This is a genomic window from Paradesulfitobacterium ferrireducens, assembly GCF_017310645.1.
GTDB lineage: Bacteria > Bacillota > Desulfitobacteriia > Desulfitobacteriales > Desulfitobacteriaceae > Paradesulfitobacterium > Paradesulfitobacterium ferrireducens.
Genome location: NZ_JAFLRH010000044.1, coordinates 95,278 through 113,889 on the forward strand (window position 1 = coordinate 95,278; position 18,612 = coordinate 113,889).

At 48.1% G+C, this 18,612-nt stretch carries 14 protein-coding genes; all 14 read left to right on the forward strand.

Annotation, left to right across the window (positions count from 1 at the left end):
* The first annotated feature begins 1 nt into the window (after position 1).
* The 14 genes from J0X21_RS15365 to J0X21_RS15430 all read left to right on the forward strand — a co-directional run bounded on the left by J0X21_RS15365 (position 2) and on the right by J0X21_RS15430 (position 18,574).
* On the forward strand, positions 2 to 649 hold the full coding sequence (locus tag J0X21_RS15365; protein WP_206813090.1) for a DUF1638 domain-containing protein: 648 nt from the start codon (positions 2 to 4) through the stop codon (positions 647 to 649).
* Positions 650 to 716: 67 nt separating this feature from the next.
* Entirely contained in the window at positions 717 to 2,489 is a 1,773-nt protein-coding gene (locus J0X21_RS15370; RefSeq protein ID WP_206813091.1) for an ASKHA domain-containing protein, read from the forward strand.
* Between the two features lie 30 nt (positions 2,490 to 2,519).
* The gene (locus tag J0X21_RS15375; protein ID WP_206813092.1) at positions 2,520 to 3,206 is read left to right on the forward strand and encodes a vitamin B12 dependent methionine synthase; all 687 of its coding nucleotides are present in this window, start codon (positions 2,520 to 2,522) and stop codon (positions 3,204 to 3,206) included.
* 43 nt (positions 3,207 to 3,249) lie between these two features.
* Complete coding sequence (locus J0X21_RS15380) at positions 3,250 to 3,564, forward strand: DUF6951 family protein (protein ID WP_206813093.1); 315 nt, start codon at positions 3,250 to 3,252, stop codon at positions 3,562 to 3,564.
* A 106-nt stretch (positions 3,565 to 3,670) separates the two neighbouring features.
* The gene (gene pylSc / locus J0X21_RS15385; protein WP_206813094.1) at positions 3,671 to 4,507 is read left to right on the forward strand and encodes a pyrrolysine--tRNA(Pyl) ligase large subunit; all 837 of its coding nucleotides are present in this window, start codon (positions 3,671 to 3,673) and stop codon (positions 4,505 to 4,507) included.
* A 67-nt stretch (positions 4,508 to 4,574) separates the two neighbouring features.
* Positions 4,575 to 5,384, forward strand: coding sequence for a 3-methylornithyl-N6-L-lysine dehydrogenase PylD (gene pylD / locus J0X21_RS15390; protein WP_206813095.1), 810 nt, complete (start codon positions 4,575 to 4,577; stop codon positions 5,382 to 5,384).
* A gap of 112 nt (positions 5,385 to 5,496) precedes the next feature.
* On the forward strand, positions 5,497 to 7,257 hold the full coding sequence (locus J0X21_RS15395; protein ID WP_206813096.1) for a sigma-54 interaction domain-containing protein: 1,761 nt from the start codon (positions 5,497 to 5,499) through the stop codon (positions 7,255 to 7,257).
* 379 nt (positions 7,258 to 7,636) lie between these two features.
* Positions 7,637 to 8,647 (forward strand): ABC transporter ATP-binding protein, encoded by a 1,011-nt coding sequence (locus J0X21_RS15400; protein ID WP_328813058.1) that lies wholly within the window; start codon positions 7,637 to 7,639, stop codon positions 8,645 to 8,647.
* A complete protein-coding gene (locus J0X21_RS15405) occupies positions 8,648 to 9,307 on the forward strand; it encodes an ABC transporter permease (RefSeq protein WP_206813097.1) in 660 nt (219 codons plus the stop codon). It abuts the gene before it with no gap.
* A gap of 57 nt (positions 9,308 to 9,364) precedes the next feature.
* Positions 9,365 to 10,318, forward strand: a complete 954-nt coding sequence (locus J0X21_RS15410; protein ID WP_206813098.1) for an ABC transporter substrate-binding protein — start codon at positions 9,365 to 9,367, stop codon at positions 10,316 to 10,318.
* Between the two features lie 279 nt (positions 10,319 to 10,597).
* Positions 10,598 to 11,419, forward strand: a complete 822-nt coding sequence (locus J0X21_RS15415) for an IclR family transcriptional regulator (protein WP_206813099.1) — start codon at positions 10,598 to 10,600, stop codon at positions 11,417 to 11,419.
* Between the two features lie 209 nt (positions 11,420 to 11,628).
* The gene (locus tag J0X21_RS15420; RefSeq protein WP_206813100.1) at positions 11,629 to 13,737 is read left to right on the forward strand and encodes an acetate--CoA ligase family protein; all 2,109 of its coding nucleotides are present in this window, start codon (positions 11,629 to 11,631) and stop codon (positions 13,735 to 13,737) included.
* 271 nt (positions 13,738 to 14,008) lie between these two features.
* Entirely contained in the window at positions 14,009 to 16,015 is a 2,007-nt protein-coding gene (locus J0X21_RS15425) for an oxidoreductase (RefSeq protein ID WP_206813101.1), read from the forward strand.
* A gap of 30 nt (positions 16,016 to 16,045) precedes the next feature.
* Positions 16,046 to 18,574: a CoA transferase gene (locus tag J0X21_RS15430; protein ID WP_206813102.1), complete on the forward strand. Its 2,529-nt coding sequence runs from the start codon at positions 16,046 to 16,048 to the stop codon at positions 18,572 to 18,574.
* Positions 18,575 to 18,612: the final 38 nt, after the last annotated feature.

The following is an 18,612-nucleotide window of genomic DNA, read 5'->3' on the forward strand; positions in this document are numbered from 1 at the left end:
AATGCATGCGAAAATAATAGCCTGCAGCACCATGGCTGATGAGATTAAAATGGTTTTGCCAGCGGATATTGAGCTCGAATTGCTGCCCTATGCGCTGCATAATACTCCCCAGAAGCTGCAGGCGGAACTTCAACAACGTATTGATGCGGATGTTGAGCATGATACGCTTCTTTTTGGCTATGGGCTATGTTCCTATGGAGTCGCAAATCTTAGTTCTGAACGCCATACTTTGGTTATCCCCAAAGTACACGATTGTATTAGTCTTCTCTTGGGTGCACGGGAAGTGTACGACCGTGAATTTGAACAATTCCCGGGCACTTATTTCCTTAGCAAAGGATGGATTGACCAGGGGGCCGAACCTTATGGGGACTATCTTCGATACGTAGAAAAATATGGGGAAGAAAATGCCCGTTGGTTGATTGATTCTCAGTACGCCAACTACCAGCGTATAGTTTTTATTGATACCGGAGTAGAGAAAATGGAAAGCTGCCTGGCATACTCCCAACGGGTGGCCGGCTTCATTAAGGTTCCCCATGGAGAACTCAAAGGATCTTTGCGTCTTCTGGAAAAGATGTTCAGAGGCGAATGGGACGAAGAATTTGTAGTCACACCGCCGGGAAGAATGGTGTTGCAGCATCAGTTTTTATAAATAGAATCAGAGTAGATATAAATTGAATCAGAGTAGATATAGAGGAACGATTAGAGGGTGAGAAATTATGAATACTTTTAATGTAACGTTTCTTCCGGCTAAGACCAAGATCCAAGTAAGGGATGGCTTGACCATTATGGAGGCGGCCGTAGAAGCAGGGATTGAACTGGAAGGCCCGTGCGGCGGCAAGGGAACCTGCGGGAAATGCCGGGTTAAGCTCTTAGGGGAAGATAACGAGGAGCCGGTACTGGCTTGCCGGACCACCGTCAGCCGCGATCTGGTGGTAGAGATTCCGCAACTGGAAGTTTCCTTGCACCGTAAGAGTGAGTTGACCCAACGCGAGCTGGATTTTCAACTGAATCCCGGTATTCGAAAAGTATTTCTCAAGCTGGAGAAGCCTTCGCTCGAAGATCAGAGTCCGGATGCCACGCGCCTGGGCAATGCTTTAGGCTTAGACCGCCTGAACATGCCAATGGATGTCTTGCGCTGTCTGCACCGCAGCCTGCGGGAAGATAATTTTAAAGTCACGGCCTCGGTAGCGAACGGTGAGATACTGAAAGTGGATGCAGGGGATACCTCGGGCCAATTGTTTGGGTTGGCGGTGGATATCGGCACCACGACGGTGGTAGCTGCGCTGGTGAATTTGCTCACCGGGGAGACTTTGGCTACAGCATCGGCTACAAATGCCCAGAATATTTTCGGGGCGGATGTGATTGCCCGGATTGAGCATGTCATGAATGATGCCAGAGGGCTGGAACATCTGAATAAGCGGGTTGTGGGCGTGATTAACCGCTTGCTTACAAAGCTGGCGCAAGCGGCCGAAATTTCTCCTGAGGAAATCATGCAGGTCGCTGTTGTGGGCAATACCACCATGAGTCATTTGTTCCTGGGATTAGATCCGACGTATTTAGCCTCATCCCCATTTATTCCAATCACGGCGCATTTGGTGCGGGCGGAAGCGCAAGACTTGGGCTTGGAAATATTCGCCCATGCCCCGGTCTATATGCTCCCCAACATCGCGGGATATGTGGGCGCGGATACCGTGGGCGTGATTCTCTCCACCGGGGTGCATAAGCAGGAGGGGATGCGCCTGGCGGTCGACATCGGCACCAACGGTGAGATCGTATTGGCGGCTTCCGGGAAGCTCTGGACGTGTTCGACAGCTGCCGGACCGGCATTCGAAGGGGCTCAGATTCAATTCGGCATGCGGGCGGCAACCGGGGCGATTGAAAAGGTAAAGATCGATCAGGACGTCCATTTAAGTATTATCGGAAAGGCGCCGGCCAAGGGAATTTGCGGTTCCGGTTTAATGGATATTGTCAGTGAATTAGTGAAAGCGGGAATCGTAGATGGGAGCGGGAGAATGCTGAACCGGGAACAAGCCGAGCACTTGCCTGAAACGTTGCGTTCCCGGCTTGACCGCAACGACGCTTACGGTACCCACTTTATTCTCGCATATGAACCGGGTCAGGAAGCGGTAGTTATCACCCAAAAGGATGTGCGGGAGCTGCAGCTAGCCAAAGCGGCAGTATATGCCGGGATTCAGATCTTGCTTAAGGAAGCCGGACTCAGTGTAGACGATCTTGATCAAGTCTTATTGGCCGGAGCGTTCGGGAGTTATATCGATAAAGAGAGCGCCCTGGCGCTGGGCTTGCTGCCCCCGGTCACTCCGGACAAGATTGTCTCTGTGGGCAATGCTGCCGGAGCGGGTGCCAAGTTTGCCCTCCTTTCTGCAGACTTACGGCAGGAGGCTGAGGAATTAGCGCGCAAGGTGATTCATGTCGAGCTATCCACCAGGCAGGATTTTCAGGAGTTTTTTATGGATGCTCTCGGTTTTTAGGAATTACTTTTTCGGTATGGGAGGTTCGAAATGACTGTTTTGACTTGGGAATCGCTCGAATTAAAGCCTGAAGAAGTCTTCCGGGCCATGGGGTATGGCGGGGTTAAGAAAGAGATGAATGCCACTGTCCGGGAAATCACGGAGAATACCCGCAATAAAGCCTTAAAGCTAATCAAGGCCCAGTGCCTGTATATCTTGGTCCCGGTTGAAGTCGCGGGCACGAACCAAATTCTGCTGGACGGCAAATATAAGCTTTCCTGTGTGGACAAATTTTTTCAGGGAGCTTCACAGGCCGCAGTTGGTATTACGACAGCGGGTCCGGACCTTGAACAAGAAGTCACGAATTTATTCAATGCCGGGGAGGCCTTGGAAGGAATAACTCTGGACGCGTACGGCACCACAGCAGTTGATGAGGCGCGGGGTTTGGTCCGCCGGGAAGTTTTTGAGAAGGTCTCAGCGGAGGGCATGACCATTGGCTTTAACGTCAGTCCGGGCGGGCACAAAATCCCGATGGAAGGGCAAAGGGTGATTTTTTCCCTGGTGAATGCAGAGCAGATTGGAGTCCGTTTAACTGCTTCTTTTCTCATGTCCCCGGTCAAATCCAGTTCGTTCATTATTCCGGTGGGCAAAAACCTGACCATGCCTTTTGAATCCTTCTGTACCACCTGTGATTACTGCAGCGGCCGCGCTACCTGCCAAAACAGCCGCTATCGCTAACTACTATAGAATGAAAAAATTATATGAAGAGAGGTTGATTGAGATGGCAACGGGAGAGATTAAATGCGGAATCTGCGGGTTTGAAGTAAAGGTGGAAGCAGAACAAATTGAAGGAAGCAAGGTAAAGCTTAATATCACCAGTACTTGTCCTTCCTACCAGAAGATTGCCGCAGAACTGCAGGAAGTGGATGCTTACCAGGAGATCTTTCAGAAGCTGCATCAGGGAAAAGTCTATGAGGTGTTTAGCAAATACAGCAAACATCCCAGTTGCCCCGGTATTTCCGGTATTCTGAAAACAATCGAGGTAGCGGCCGGTTTGGCACTTGGGCAATCGGCTTCGATGGAGATTAGAAAATAATATTTAAGTAAAAAAGACGGCAGGACTTTAAAATTAATTCGCGAATTATTAAAATAGTTGGAAAAGAGAATGGCGGATTTGACTAAACGTCCTGGAGGTTCCCTCGATGAGTATGACCTGGACAGTGACTCAAAGACAGAAGTTAATAGAGCTCAATGGGGATATTGCTTTACTGGATCAAGAATTTGACGGCACCACGGAAAGGGATAAGACTTTTCAAAAAATTGAAAGAGAATTGGTGCAAAAAAATAAAAGACATCTGCTTGAATTAAAAAACAGTGGTTTCCGGCCTCTGGTATGCCGGCTTGAAAGCAAGATGGTTCAGCGGCTGAATGAGGCCGGTTTTGTCCAAGTGACAACCCCCATTATGTTGGCCAAAGGCATGCTGGAGAAGATGACCATTACTCGAGATCATCCGCTCTCCAAACAGGTCTTTTGGGTGGATGACAACAAGTGCCTGCGGCCAATGCTTGCCCCCAATCTTTATTACTTGCTGCGGGACCTGGACCGGTTATGGGGGAAACCGGTACGGATTTTTGAAGTCGGACCTTGTTTTCGTAAAGAGTCTCAAGGGGCTAATCACTTAAATGAGTTTACCATGCTTAACCTAGTAGAGCTGGGAACGCCGGAAGGAGAGCAGACGGCGCGTCTGCGTGAACTGGCGGCCATGATGATGGAAGCGATTGGTCTTAAGGATTATCAGCTGGAGATAGATGAATCCGAAGTTTACGGGACTACTATCGATGTGGTTGCAGGGGATCTGGAGTTAGGCTCTGGAGCCTTTGGCCCTCATAAACTCGACCCGGCTTGGGGAATCATTGATCCCTGGGTAGGTATAGGATTTGGGGTAGAGCGCTTGGCGATGGCTTTGGAAGGCCATCGTAATATCCGCAGAGTCGGACGCAGCTTATCTTATCTCGATGGTTCACGCTTAAATATTTAACGTTGAACTAACATTCAGTGGGAATTGAATCTCCCTCTGAATGAAGTCTCGTTTAAGGGAGAAAGATATGACGCGCTTAACTACGCATGACATTGATAAGCTGGATTCTGAGCTGACGCAGTATAACTTATCGTTGATTGAGAAAACCGGGGTGGATTTAGCGGCTCTTGCCTCTTTTGCCGCCGGGATCACTCGCGAGAGTTTTAAGCAGGCAGCTCAAAATCATATGGCGGCGGCTGTCCCGATTACTTCGGGTCAGGGAATCATCGGTGGCTTTTCAGAGTCTGTGCAAAGCATTATCCAATTTCTTGGCTTCGATTGCTTTGTTACCAGGGCTGCTGATGTGGCTGGAATTGCTGAAGCCATCGATCGCAAAGCAAGCATCATATTTGTGGCAGATGATGATCGATTTATTGCCTATAATGTAGGGAAAGGGTCTTATGTCGATAATGGAGAGGCCACCGGAAGGGGCTATGTGGCAGCCCTGGCACACATGGCCAAAGGCCTAAAGGGGCAAGAGGTTTTGGTTTTAGGGGCAGGACCGGTGGGACAGAGCGCGGTTGCCTTTCTTAAGGAACTGGGTGCCTGGGTTAAGCTCTTTGATATTCAACCGGAAGCCTTAAAAGCCTACCAAACGGATGCCCAGGTAACGATTGAGCATTCCTTGTTGGAGGCACTATCTAAATATCAGTTCATTCTGGATGCGACCCCGGCCGGGGGCTTTATCGGAGCGGATGACCTACCGCATGAGGCAATGCTGGCTGCCCCGGGAATCCCGCTGGGCCTGAAGCAAGAGGCTTTGACCAAATATGAGCGGCACTTGATACACGATCCTCTGCAAATTGGAGTCGCAACTATGTTGGCGATGATTCTTTAGTTTTCATCACGGGGGGTGGATCGGCAAGATCACATAGACTCTAAATCTATGCAGCCGGGTGTGACTCCCGGACTCCCCGCCATCTATACACACCACTAAAGGAGGAACGCACATGGTTATTTTGGATTTAGCCAGCAGAGATTTTGAAATTTATCCTCCTGATACGGAACTTTGGTCTCTTAAGGATACACTGGTGCAACGACGGCCAAAATTTATTCTTACCCTCTCGGAACAAGGGTTGGAAAAGGTGATTCCTGCAGAACTTGTAATGGCTGAGATCATAAAAAGTGCCGCCAAGCAATCAAATACCCAGAATTTATTGCTTGGGGATATTGAACCAAACCTGAGTTTTTGCACTTTGAATTCGGACTATTCTGTCTTGGAATTAAATCAATTAAATACCGACCTGGCAGTAATCCTTAACCCTGAGCATTATCCGGTTGGAATTGTGGACAATCTTAAGTGTATCGATAAACTTGCCAATTATTTAGTGGTTAAGAATAAAGAAATCAAAGAAACCTTAATGGAATATGAACAAATCTTTCAGAATATTGAAGAGGAGATATTTGTAACTGATCATAATGGATATATTTTACGTCTTAACCCCGCCGCGGAGAGAGTGTGTCAGGTGAATTATGCGGATGTCGTAGGCAAACATGTTACAGAACTTGAAAAGGAACATGTCTTTTCCACAAGCATCACAATGCAAGTTTTGATGCAAAAGAAGAAGGTTAATATGATGCAGGAAATGAAATCAGGGAAAAGGGTCTTAGCGACAGCGATTCCTATCTTCAATGAAGAGGGGGAAATTACACGGGTTATTAGTACATCTAAGGATATTTTGGAAATAAATAAGCTGAGGGAAGAAATTGAAGAAAAAAACAGTGAGATTGAACGCAAGAATGAGGAATTGAATTTACTTAGAGAAGAGATGTTTGGACAGGTAAGCTTTATCTACCAGAGCCGGGCCATGACCCATATTAAAGAAACTGTGGCCAAAATAGCGCCCATGGATTTAACCGTCCTCATTCAAGGGGAATCAGGAGTCGGCAAAGAAGTCGTTACGAAAACGATTCACTATTTAAGCAAGCGCAGAGACGAACCTTTTATTAAACTGAACTGCAGCTTGATTCCGGAAAACTTAATTGAATCCGAGTTGTTCGGCTATGAGAGCGGTGCTTTTACCGGGGCCAATAAAGGCGGAAAAATCGGTAAAATCGAACTGGCTAATAATGGGACGCTGTTCCTGGATGAAATCGGAGAATTGCCCCTGCGCGTACAGGTTAAGCTTTTGGACTTTTTGCAAGACCGCCAGATCGACCGGGTCGGAGGGACGAAAAAAGTTAAGATTAATACCCGGGTGGTGGCTGCGACAAACCGCGATTTATTGCAGATGGTGCATGAAGGCCACTTCCGTAAGGATTTATATTACCGGCTCAATGTGGTTCCGATTGTAATTCCGCCACTAAGGGAACGCAAAGAGGATATCCCGGCGCTGGTTAAATATTTTCTCGATAAATTCAACGCCAAGTACGGATTGAACAAGAAGCTCACGCCCGAGATTATGCAGGCTTTCTATCACTATGAGTGGCCGGGAAATGTCCGTGAGCTGGAGCATGTCATGGAACGGATCATTGTTATTAATGAATCCGAGACCATTACCTTGGATTACCTTCAAAGTATGTTGGATATCAAGCCGGACCAGGGCAAGGTTATTTGTACAGACATTATTCCTTTGAAATTGGCTAAAAAAGAGGTCGAGCAGCATTTGGTCACAACTGCTTATGAAATGTATAAATCCACCTACAAAGTGGCAAAAGTGTTGGAGGTAGACCAGTCAACCGTCGTGAAACTGTTGAAGAAATATAAATAGCCGGCGTAACTTAATACTCAAAAGAGAAACTTCCTTGCCCCGCCTCGGCAAGGAAGTTTGCCATCATATGGAGTAATGAAAAATGGAATTCTAGCAATGAATATATTCATTGCACTATGTTTGTCTTTGGCTTAGACCAAACAAAATTTAATGAATATTATCATTAAATAAAACATTCCAATTGGTTTTAATACTTGAAATAGGCTGAACTGGCTTTTCAGGCAGGGCTGGCACGTCTTTTGCAACCATTGTTATTAATCCTTAACTGCTTTCAAGATTATAACGGGAGGTGAATTGATTCAAAGAGACAGGCCAGACATTGCAGTCAGTTCACACAAAACGAAGGGTTAATTATTAGACGAGGAGGGGGCTGGGTACTATTTTAGCATTTAAGAAATTAACAAAAAAATTCCCTGATGGTACGGTTGCAGTTAAGGAGTTTACCTTGGAAATCAAACGCGGAGAATTTGTTGTACTCATTGGTCCTTCCGGGTGCGGCAAATCAACCACTTTACGGATGATGAACCGCTTGGTAGAACCCACGTCCGGTACCATTGAGATCGATGGTAAGGATTATAAAAGCTATCCCCCCGTTGAATTGAGACGGCGTTTAGGGTATGTGATTCAGCAAGTCGGTTTAATCCCACATTTAACGATTGCGGAGAACATTACCTTTGTGCTGAAGTTAAAAGGGATAAAAGAAAACGAACGCCGCGCCCGCGCTAAAGAATTACTTGAGTTAATTGAAATGAATCCTGATGTGTTTATGGACCGCTATCCTTCCGAACTAAGCGGGGGACAACAGCAGCGGATCGGTGTTTTGCGCGCTCTAGCCCATGATCCGGATATCATTTTGATGGACGAGCCGTTTGGAGCCCTAGATCCTATCACCCGTGAACAGCTGCAGGATGAATTAAAACGGTTGCAGCGGAGTGTGCATAAGACCATTGTCTTTGTGACTCATGACATGGATGAAGCGGTACGCATGGCTGACCGGATTGTCATTATGCGCAATGGAGACATCGTCCAGGCAGAAAGTCCCGAGCAAATTTTACGTGCTCCTGCGGATGAGTTCGTGGCTAATTTTATCGGGCGCCAGCGCTTGCTTCGCCAGAAAACGGAAATGCCGGTGGCAGATATTATGTCCAAAGTCGTAGCTCCGGTTTCCGGTCAGGTTAGTGTCAATCCGGAACCCGAAATTACGATCCGACCGGAATCGACCGTACTCCAGAGCATGCAGCTCATCTTATCCCATAATCTGGATTCATTGACGGTTACGGACTTTGATGGGAAGATTGTAGGGATTGTAAACCGGGCGGATCTGATTAGTTTTCTGGACAACGTACGTCTGGCAGATAAAGAAGCTGCCTCGACAAAGGTGGTGAGCTAAATGCAGTTATTAGCAGAAACATTTCATTTCATCTCAACCCATTCAGACAATGTCCTTCACGCTATTTGGGAACACCTGTTCATCGTGATGATACCTATGGGTTTAGCAATCCTGATTGCCGTCCCGTTAACGATTCTTGCAACTCGGATTCCCAGACTGTATCCATGGCTTCTGGGGTTTAGCAATGCGATGCAAACGGTTCCGAGCCTGGCCTTGCTCGCATTGTTAATCGCCATTGGCGTGGGGCTGGGCTTACTGCCTACGGTCATTGCACTCTTTCTTTACGCGCTGATGCCGATTGTTCGAAACACCTTTGTGGGGATTACCGGGGTGTCGCGCGAAGTGAAAGATGCCGCGATTGGGATGGGGGTTACCGATTGGCAGCTGCTGTGGATGATTGAACTCCCACTGGCCTTAAAAGTGATTATTGCCGGTGTGCGCTCGGCCCTGGTGGGTACGATTGGGTTTGCAACCTTGGGAGCCTTGATTGGGGCCGGGGGATTGGGAGAATTGATCATGCGGGGACTAAGCATGGCCGCCAATGATATTGTGCTGGCCGGCACCTTACCTGCAATGCTCTTAGCTTTCTTAGCCGAGTTTTTAATGGGCAGGCTGGAGATAGCACTTACTCCGCGCGGAATTCGCACAATTAAACATTAAGATGTCAAAATATTAGAAATGGTTTGGATACAATTTAAATTTATAGGGGGAGTCGAAATGAAAAAACGTCTCTGGTTAAATTTTATGGTTGTTGGGCTGATTGCGGCAACACTGGTCGGATGCGGCAGTTCGGGAACTACTCAGCAGACGAGTAACAATACGTCTTCTAATCAAACAGGCTCTGCGATTAAAGAGCTTACGATTGCCGCGCAGGATTACAATGAACCTGCAATCGTGGATTATATGCTGAAGGAGATCATTGAGAAGAATACATCCGTCAAAGTAACGGTAAAAAGAACTTCTGGAATGTCTTCGTTAATGCATGACTCTTTAGTTAAAGGCGATATCCAAATTTACAGTGGGTATGCCGGAACTCAATTCCAAAAGATTTTCAAACAAGCTTACAATGACCAGTATAAGGCCAATCCGGAATCTGTTTTGGATTACGTTCGGACTGAAGAAATGAAACAGTATGGGGTCTGGGTTTCTCCTAAATTGGGCTTTTATGATAACTATGCCATTGCTGTATCTGCTGAAACAGCCCAAAAATTCAATCTTAAGAAAGATTCGGATATTGTTCCCTATGCAAAGGATTGGGCTGTAGGCATGGATCAGGATTTTGCCAATATTCCGGAAAGCGGAATGCCTGGAATGAAAAAGGCTTATGGACTCAATTGGAAGAAAGAAGTATCAATGGACTATAATTTGATTTATCAGGCTTTGGCTAACAACAATGTCCAGGCAATCGTTGCCTATAGCACGGATGGGCGTCTCAAGAAGTTTAATCAGGTCACCCTGGAAGACGATAAACACTTCCTGCCCCCGGAATATGGCATCGTGATGATCAAAGATTCCGTTCGCAAAGAGCTAAACTTGGATAAAGTTCTAGAAAAGCTCTGGGGTGCAATCAGCAATGAAGATATTATTCAATTGAATTACCTGGCTGATGTAGAGAAACAAGATCTTGATAAAATTGCGCATGACTGGCTGGTGAAGAAAGGGCTTATCTAACGAAGATCAGGAATACCGGTTCGCTCTGCAAGGCAGCTTGCCTGGTTCCGTTATCTCAGGTAATGAAGGGATTCGTCTATTCGGGACGAATCCCTTCATCGTAGGGAAGCTGCTTACATATGCTATTCACCCGTGTAAAGCGACCGTTGACACGCTGATTTCGCCCGCTTGTCCTCTAATGCTTTTCAAAATATACAAAATTAGACTAAAATCAGCTCACATATAAAAATCGGAATGATGTTTCACATTACGGAACATCATCTGCCAGGGGAGAGGCGAATGAGCGGAAAAATTGAAGAGGTACTGGCTGCGGAAAAAAAGAAAGAACGTACCGGAAAATCGGAAGGGGTCCAAACGGTGGAAAAAGCTCTGACGATTTTAACGACATTTAATCATCAGCAGCATTTGTTAGGGGTGACTGAACTCAGCCATAAATTAGGGCTGCCCAAAAGTGTTGTTCACCGCATCTTGATCTCGATGCAGAAATACGGTTTTGTAGAGAAGGACCCGCTCACGGAAAAGTACCGTTTAGGTTTGCGGGTGTTCGAACTGGGGAAAGTTGCGGCTGGGAATATCAATTTGCGCAATATTGCTTTTCCGATCATGCAGCACATGGCTCTGATTACCGGAGAGTCGATCCTGCTTACAATCCGGGAAGGATATGCCGGAGTGGGAATTGAGTTTGTGGAAGGTGCTCAGTCGATGACCCTGAAAGCATCACACGGAATGCGCCTGCCCCTTCATTGCGGAGCATCTAAAAAAATACTCTTAGCCTTTGAATCAGATGATTTTATTGAACATTACCTTGCAACACAGAATATCGTTCGCCTAAGTGACAATAGCCCGATGGACCCGGTTCAGCTTAGAAAAGAATTATCCCAAATTCGCCGTGAACAAATTTCAATTACAGCGGATGAAGTTGACTTGGGTTCAACGGTGATCGCGGCCCCTATCTATGATCACGAAGGAAGTATAGCGGCCGGCTTTGGGATTGGAGGGCCTACCTTCCGCTTCACCAAAGAAAAAAACATGGAATATATTACGCTGCTGCGTAAGTATGCGCGCGAGATCTCTCTTAAACTTGGTTACAAACCGGAGTGATCTGGTTTCTTTGTTAATGTTCCAAAGATTTAGTATATTTGCAACCACTTAACCTTAAAAAACAACCGTTCACCCATAAATAACAACACTTCGCCCGACAATTACTGTTTCGGGCTTCTTGGTTTGATATGATAGATTTATCTGGAACGATGTTCCTCTAATCGGAACAAGCAATATGCACGTTATAGAAAAATGAGGGGGAAGAGTGGATGCGCTATTTAATGGAACCCACAGGTGTGGCCATTATCGGGGCCAGCCAGGACTTTTCAACAATCAACGGAAAAATTCTCAAGTACTTACTAAAGCATAATTATCAAGGGAAAATTTATCCGGTCAACCCTAAATATCAAGAAATTTCAGGACTCGCTTGCTACCCGTCGGTTGAAGCCATCCCGGAACAAGTTGACCTCGCCCTGATTGCCATTGCCGCTGCCAGAGTGCCGCGTATCTTGCGCGACTGCGGGAAAAAGGGAATCAAACGGGCCATTATTTTCTCGTCCGGCTTTGCGGAGACCGGAGATAAAGCCTTGCAGCTAGAGCTTAAAGACATCGCCAAAGAATACAACATGCGCCTGATAGGGCCGAACTGTCTGGGTATGCTCAATGTTTCGACCGGCCTTATGGCTTCGTTCAGCGGCTCCCTGGAAATGGACAAAGTAAAAGCCGGCCCGGTGGCTTTGGTTTCCCAAAGCGGCGCGGTAGGGTTTATGCTCTTTAACCTCTTGCAAGAAGCTGGGGTTGGGGTTAACTTTGTGGTCACGACCGGCAATGAAGTGGATATGACCGCGGGCGAAGGCCTGTCCTATGTGGTTGAGAACCCGAATACGAAAGTGATTCTTTCCTATCTGGAAGGACTGAGGGACGGGGAAAGCTTCAGAAAAACCGCGGAACAAGCGGCGAATCTAGGGAAACCGATCATTGCACTGAAAGTGGGCAACTCGGCCAGCGGACAGAAAGCTGCCGCTACCCATACCGCAGCGCTCACAGGCTCCGGAGCGGCTTACAAAAGCTATTTTGAGAAGATGGGAATCTTCCAGGCTAATGACAGTGATGATATCGTCGACTTGGCCCAGGCCTTTATTCCCGGCAAACTGCCGAAAGGAAACCGGGTTGGAATCGTGACCATGTCCGGCGGAGTTGGAATTTTGCTGGCTGACCGTTCGGAAGAGGTTAATCTCCAAGTCCCGGAACTCAGTGAAGCGCTGCAGGAAGAAGTGCGCAAAGTCATTCCTGCATTTGGTTCTGCCATCAACCCGGTCGATGTCACTGCTCAATCACTGAACCAAGGGGACGAGTTTAAGAAGTGCCTGCAAATCCTGCTGGCTTCGGATGAACTGGATATGCTGATTGTCGCCATTACAATGGCCACCGGTAAAATGGCAGAGAAAATTGGCCGTGATATTGCTGAAAGTGCGCTGGGAACAGACAAGCCGCTGGTCGTGAGCTGGAGCGTGGGCCAGGTTGCCAAACCCGGTTTTGACGAACTGCAGGAAGCAGGCGTCCCGCTCTATCATTCCCCGGCCCGCGCCGCCAAAGCGGTCGGCGCCCTGTATCGCTACGCCAATTTCCGCAAAAACTGGAAGGCTCCGGCTGCCGGTCCGGTGAATGACGAGAGAAAGGCCAAGGTGCAGGGAATCCTTAGGGAAAGCACCCAGGCTTTAAGTGAGCACGCCACCAAGGAAATTCTGGATATGTACAGCTTGCCGGTCACGAAGGAATTCCTGGCCACCAGTGCTGAGCACGCCGTCAGTTTAGCTGATTCCATGGGTTATCCTGTGGTAATGAAAATCGATTCCCCGGATATTTTGCATAAAACTGAAGCCGGCGGAGTTGCGATTAATGTGAGCTCAGCCGCAGAAGTTGCGGCAAAATTTGCTGAGATTATGGCCAAAGGCAAAGCTTATAACCCGGCCGCTCAGATTAACGGAGTTCTGGTGCAGGAGCAAGTTCCCCCAGGGGTTGAATGCATTGTCGGGCTCCAGCGTGATCCCGTCCTAGGCCCGCAAATTCTGTTCGGGCTCGGCGGCATCTTTGTCGAAGTGTTAAAGGACGTCGTCTTAAAGCCGGTGCCCCTGAGCCGGGAGGATGCCTGGGATATGCTCAAACAAATCAAGGGCGCTGCCATGCTGAACGGAGTCAGAGGGAAGCAGGCCGTGGATAAAGAAGCGCTGGTCGAGATTCTGCTCGGAGTCAGCCAGTTGGCATATGAAGGCGGGGAAGATCTGCTCAGCCTCGATATTAACCCGGTCATGGCCCTGCCTGAGGGGCAAGGGGCCAAGATTCTCGACGGAGTCTTGGTAAGCAGCAGCAAGGCATAATAGGATTAGTGGCAACGGAATAACTTAAAATATCTATAAGTGCTCATTCCCTATAACTGGGATTGGGCACTTTAGTTTTGCAGCCTGATGAATTATTGCATGTCGATAATGAAAATTGTCTTTGGAGCTACTCCCATTTCCTCGGAAAAGCAGATGATTTATTTCATTATGATTCCCTTCGCAATCTTAAAAATGCCAGGGGTTATTTAGTTTATCCTATATGGCATCCTTATTGCATGGATAATTTAAGAAAATTCATGAAAGTGGAGGATTGAAGTTGGATACAGCATTACTTTTTCAACCGTTAAAGATAGGAAATGTAGAAATTAAAAATCGGATTTCGATGTCCCCGATGGACATATACGGATTGTCAACATCTGATGGAGGGTTTTCAGAAAGGGCGATTGACTATTATGTGGAGAGGGCTAAAGGGGGGGTCGGGTTAATTATAACCGGTCTGGTCAAGGTTGAGAATGAGATCGAACCATTCTATTTGCCTAGCGATCCTTGTGCCACGTATAGGCCGTTTCATTTTATTGCAACGGCTTCGGAATTAACGGAACGGGTTCATGCCTATGGTGCCAAGATCTTTTTGCAATTAACGGCGGGCTTTGGCCGGGTTGGCAGTCCGTCCTATATTGCTGGTCAACCGGTTGCTCCATCCGCTGTTCCGAACTACTGGGATCCCGAGGTGACATGCCGGGAGCTGACAACAGCGGAGGTTGAAACCATTGTGCAAAAATTCGGCGAAGCTGCCAAATTAGCAGTCAAGTCCGGCTTCGATGGGATTGAAATTCACGCTCTGCATGAAGGGTACCTTCTCGATCAGTTCGCCGTTGCCTTTTTCAATAAAAGAACAGATAAATATGGCGGTGATTTAAAAGCTCGTTTGACCTTTGCCATAGAAATCCTGAAGGAAATAAAACGCTGTACCGGGAAAGATTTTCCGGTGCAAATGCGTTTCAGCTTAAAGAGTTTTATTAAAGACTGGGGCCAGGGCGGACTTCCTGGGGAGGAGTTTGTGGAACGGGGCCGTGACCTGGAGGAAGGATTGGAAGTTGCAAGGATTCTGGAACAAGCTGGCTATGATTCCCTGAACGCAGATGTCGGCAGCTATGAAGGCTGGTATTGGCCTCATCCCCCCGGTTATCAGGAACACGGTTGTTATTTGCCGTATACAACGAAGTTAAAGCAAACGGTAAAAATTCCTGTCCTTGTTGCAGGCCGGCTGGAGTTGCCGGAAATTGCTGTAAAGGCTTTGGCAGACGAAGGGGCTGATGTTGTTTCCTTGGGAAGAGGGCTTTTAGCCGATCCATATTGGCCCAATAAAATGCTCAAGCACAAACTGGAAGATATCAGGCCCTGCCTGGGATGCTATGATGGCTGCCTCAACCGCGAAGACCTTTTCAAACCGCTTTCTTGTGCCGTAAATCCCGCTGCCGGCCGGGAGCGCCAATTTGAAATCCAAATTACCCCGAAACCGAAAAAAGTCCTGATTGCCGGAGGGGGAATTGCCGGTCTTGAGGCAGCCAGGGTAGCTGCTATCAGGGGCCATCAGGTAACACTTTATGAGAAAACGGCGGAATTAGGCGGGCATATCCTGGAAGCTTCCGTGCCTTCATTTAAAAGAGATGAGATCCGTCTGCTCCAATGGTATAAAAGCCAGCTTGCTGAACTGCAGGTCAAAATCCAGATGAAGCAGGCAGTCACTCCTGAACTCATCCAGGCCGAAAATCCTGATGTGGTGTTCGTAGCGACGGGATCTAAGCCCATAAAGTTGATGATCCCCGGAATTGATAAGGAGAACGTTACAACGGCTGTTGATTTGTTGTTAGGCAGACTGCAGGCGGGCAGCTCAGTAGCTGTTGTCGGAGGTGGCCTGGTAGGCTGTGAAACGGCGCTTTGGCTGGCCCAAGCCGGGAAAAAAGTAATCATTATTGAAAGCGCTCAGGAATTGATGGCGGCCGGTCAACCTGTTTTCCATTCCAAGAAAAAAATGCTGCTCGATTTGTTAAGGCTTCATCAGGTAGACATTCTGACGAATTCCGGTGTGGCCGAAGTTTTAGACCAGGGTGTTGTGGTTATGAACAAACAGTTTCAGCAAAAGACCGTAACCGTTGACACCGTCGTGCTGGCCGTAGGGTTTACTGCGGACAATGATCTTTACCGGCAGTTAAGCGCTAGCGTACCTGAAATCTATGCCATTGGTGATGCGCAAGCTCCCCGCAACATTATGCACGCGATTTGGAGCGCTTATGAAGTAGCCCGGAATATATGATTCAGTTGACAGGAGGTAAACAAGAATTTTATGAAACCTGCAGCCAATACTAAAAATCCGATGGAAGGGATTCGTGTTCTTGATTTCGGGCAATATGTGGCCGGTCCGGCGACAGCCGCGATGCTTGCAGACCAGGGAGCTGAGGTGATACGGATTGATCCGCCGGGGGGCCCTCGTTGGAATTCACCGGCTATGGAAACTCTGAACCGCCGTAAAAAAAGCATTATTCTTGATCTCAAAAAGGAAGACGATCTGATCATAGCGCGCAAGCTGATTGCCAGCGCTGATGTGCTGATTGAAAATTTCCGGCCGGGAGTCATGGCGCGCTTAGGCTTTGGTCCTCAAGAGGCCTGTGCCATGAATCCATCCCTAATTTACCTTTCAATGCCCGGATTTGCCTCATCCGATGCGGAAAGAGCCCATATTCAAGCCTGGGAAGAAATCATTGCCTCAGCTTCCGGACAGTTTACGGATATGGGGCTAAACCGGGTATTAATGGGAATCAATCCCTCTTTCAGCCCGCTGACCCTGGCATCCGCCTATGGTTCCGTGCTGGGTGCTCTATCTGTAGCAGCGGCGCTCTATGCCCGGGAGGGGCATGGCCGCGGGGATATCATCGAAGTGCCTATTGCATCTGCCCTCATGGAAGGATTGGGATACAATTCGAAATATGTTGAAAATTATCCCGAACGTTATTTGTCTCAACGGGAAATCGAAATTGCTAAGCGCCGCAAGGCGGGCCAGCCGATGAATTTGGACTACGAAGACCTGCAGGAATTCCTCGATCCCTTCTACCGAAGTTATTATTGTGCCGATGGACGGCCTGTGTACCTGGTAGCGTGTTCCCAGGTTACTCACTCGCATAAGGCGCTCAAGGTTCTGGGGCTCTTGGATGAAGCGTTGGAGGCTGGCCTGCCGGAGCTTAATGATTGGTATTTAGACAAAGACCAGTGGCCTGAAGGGGTGGATTGCGCCTTAGGACTTTATCCCTTGTCCAAGAAGTGGGCAGATTGGCTGGCACCTAAGATGAAGGAACGCTTCCAAGAAAAAACCAGTTTTGAATGGGAACAGATCTTTGGTGAAGCCGGCGCCCCCTTAGCCGCTCATCGTACCACTAAAGAATGGCTTAACAGTGAACATGCCTTGACTTCCGGCCTTGTCCATGACATTGAGCATCCGGTGCAGGGCAGGAGAAGGCAGGCCGGACCGATTGCCTGGCTGGAAAGCTGTGCTGAATTCAATGCCAAAGGGGAGCTTGCGCCTCAACCGGACCAGCACCGAAATGAGATACTGGAAAGCCTTGCCCAAAACAGGGATATCCGCTCCGCAAACGTTCTAACTGATCACGGCTTTGACGGAAGTTGGCTAGAGGGCGTCCGCATTCTTGATTTAACCAATGTTATTGCGGGTCCGACGGTGGCATCTACCTTGAGCCGTTTTGGAGCTGAAGTGATTAAGCTTGATCCGACTAAGCCAACTTTTGATCCTTGGAATACCATTGATTGTGGACTATTGACGAACCGGAACAAGCGCAGCATCTTGGCCGATATAAAAAGCGAACAGGGAAAGGACGTCTTAACGCGCCTAGTTCAGTGGGCTGATGTGCTTACGTTTAACGGTCTGGAACGGCAAATTCATTCTTTAGGTATTGACTACGAGTCTCTTAAAGCCATTAATCCAAATATAATTTTCTGCAGGATTGATGCTTACGGCGGACCGCGGCAAGGGCCGCGCACTCATTATGTAGGATATGATGATACCGTACAAGCCTCCACAGGCGTGATGGAGCGATTTGGGGGTTCCCTGTCCACCCCTGAGGAACACGCACATATGGGCACCATCGATTTTCTGGCGGGTTTCTGCGGGGCTTTTGCCACCGCGACAGCCTTATACAAACGCAAACGAACCGGGGAAGGAGATATTGCCCGGGCGTCATTAAGCAGTGCAGGCCAGCTGATTCAGATTCCATTTATGTATGATTTTGCGGATCGCGGTCCCTTCGATGAACCGAGAGGACGGGAAGCCAAAGGCTGGAATGCCCTGCGCCGCTGTTATGAAGCCCGCGATTCATGGTTTTTCCTCTCAGTAAAGGAAGAAGATATCGAGCGCTTAAATAATGTGGAGGGGCTAAATGGTCTGAGCGAGATCGAGGCCGAAGAGCGCGAGCGTTTCCTGAACGAGCGCTTCAAAACGCATGATGCGGCCTATTGGGTCAACCGGCTGCAAAATAGTAATGTCAGTGCCTGCGAGATGGGTTCATTGACTTCGCTGCGTGAGCGCTATGTAAGCGAAGACGGTATTGATCCCCATGCAAGCGGCGGAACTTACCAGTTCACTCGCTTTCAAGACCATCCGGCTGGCAGAAAGGTTGAACTCATATCGGAATGTGCGATTCGGCCGCAGTTTGCGAGGGTGCGGACATTGAAGCCTACGGAGAAATATGGTAAGAGTACACGGCAAATACTCAAAGAGATTGGTTTTTCCGATTCGGAGATTGAGCGGATGATTGATGAGGGTGTCGTTTCGGAAAGCTGGAGCGCGCAGTATTTACCGGAATAGGTTTGGGTTTTTAAATGAATCGAGGGGCTTGTGTACAA

What these genes read in the sequence shown, in the direction of transcription:
- J0X21_RS15365 (WP_206813090.1), top strand. Translation starts at nt 2, where the DNA reads ATGCATGCGAAAATAATAGCCTGCAGCACCATGGCTGATGAGATTAAA.
- J0X21_RS15370 (WP_206813091.1), top strand. Translation starts at nt 717, where the DNA reads ATGAATACTTTTAATGTAACGTTTCTTCCGGCTAAGACCAAGATCCAA.
- J0X21_RS15375 (WP_206813092.1), top strand. Translation starts at nt 2,520, where the DNA reads ATGACTGTTTTGACTTGGGAATCGCTCGAATTAAAGCCTGAAGAAGTC.
- J0X21_RS15380 (WP_206813093.1), top strand. Translation starts at nt 3,250, where the DNA reads ATGGCAACGGGAGAGATTAAATGCGGAATCTGCGGGTTTGAAGTAAAG.
- pylSc (WP_206813094.1), top strand. Translation starts at nt 3,671, where the DNA reads ATGAGTATGACCTGGACAGTGACTCAAAGACAGAAGTTAATAGAGCTC.
- pylD (WP_206813095.1), top strand. Translation starts at nt 4,575, where the DNA reads ATGACGCGCTTAACTACGCATGACATTGATAAGCTGGATTCTGAGCTG.
- J0X21_RS15395 (WP_206813096.1), top strand. Translation starts at nt 5,497, where the DNA reads ATGGTTATTTTGGATTTAGCCAGCAGAGATTTTGAAATTTATCCTCCT.
- J0X21_RS15405 (WP_206813097.1), top strand. Translation starts at nt 8,648, where the DNA reads ATGCAGTTATTAGCAGAAACATTTCATTTCATCTCAACCCATTCAGAC.
- J0X21_RS15410 (WP_206813098.1), top strand. Translation starts at nt 9,365, where the DNA reads ATGAAAAAACGTCTCTGGTTAAATTTTATGGTTGTTGGGCTGATTGCG.
- J0X21_RS15415 (WP_206813099.1), top strand. Translation starts at nt 10,598, where the DNA reads ATGAGCGGAAAAATTGAAGAGGTACTGGCTGCGGAAAAAAAGAAAGAA.
- J0X21_RS15420 (WP_206813100.1), top strand. Translation starts at nt 11,629, where the DNA reads ATGCGCTATTTAATGGAACCCACAGGTGTGGCCATTATCGGGGCCAGC.
- J0X21_RS15430 (WP_206813102.1), top strand. Translation starts at nt 16,046, where the DNA reads ATGAAACCTGCAGCCAATACTAAAAATCCGATGGAAGGGATTCGTGTT.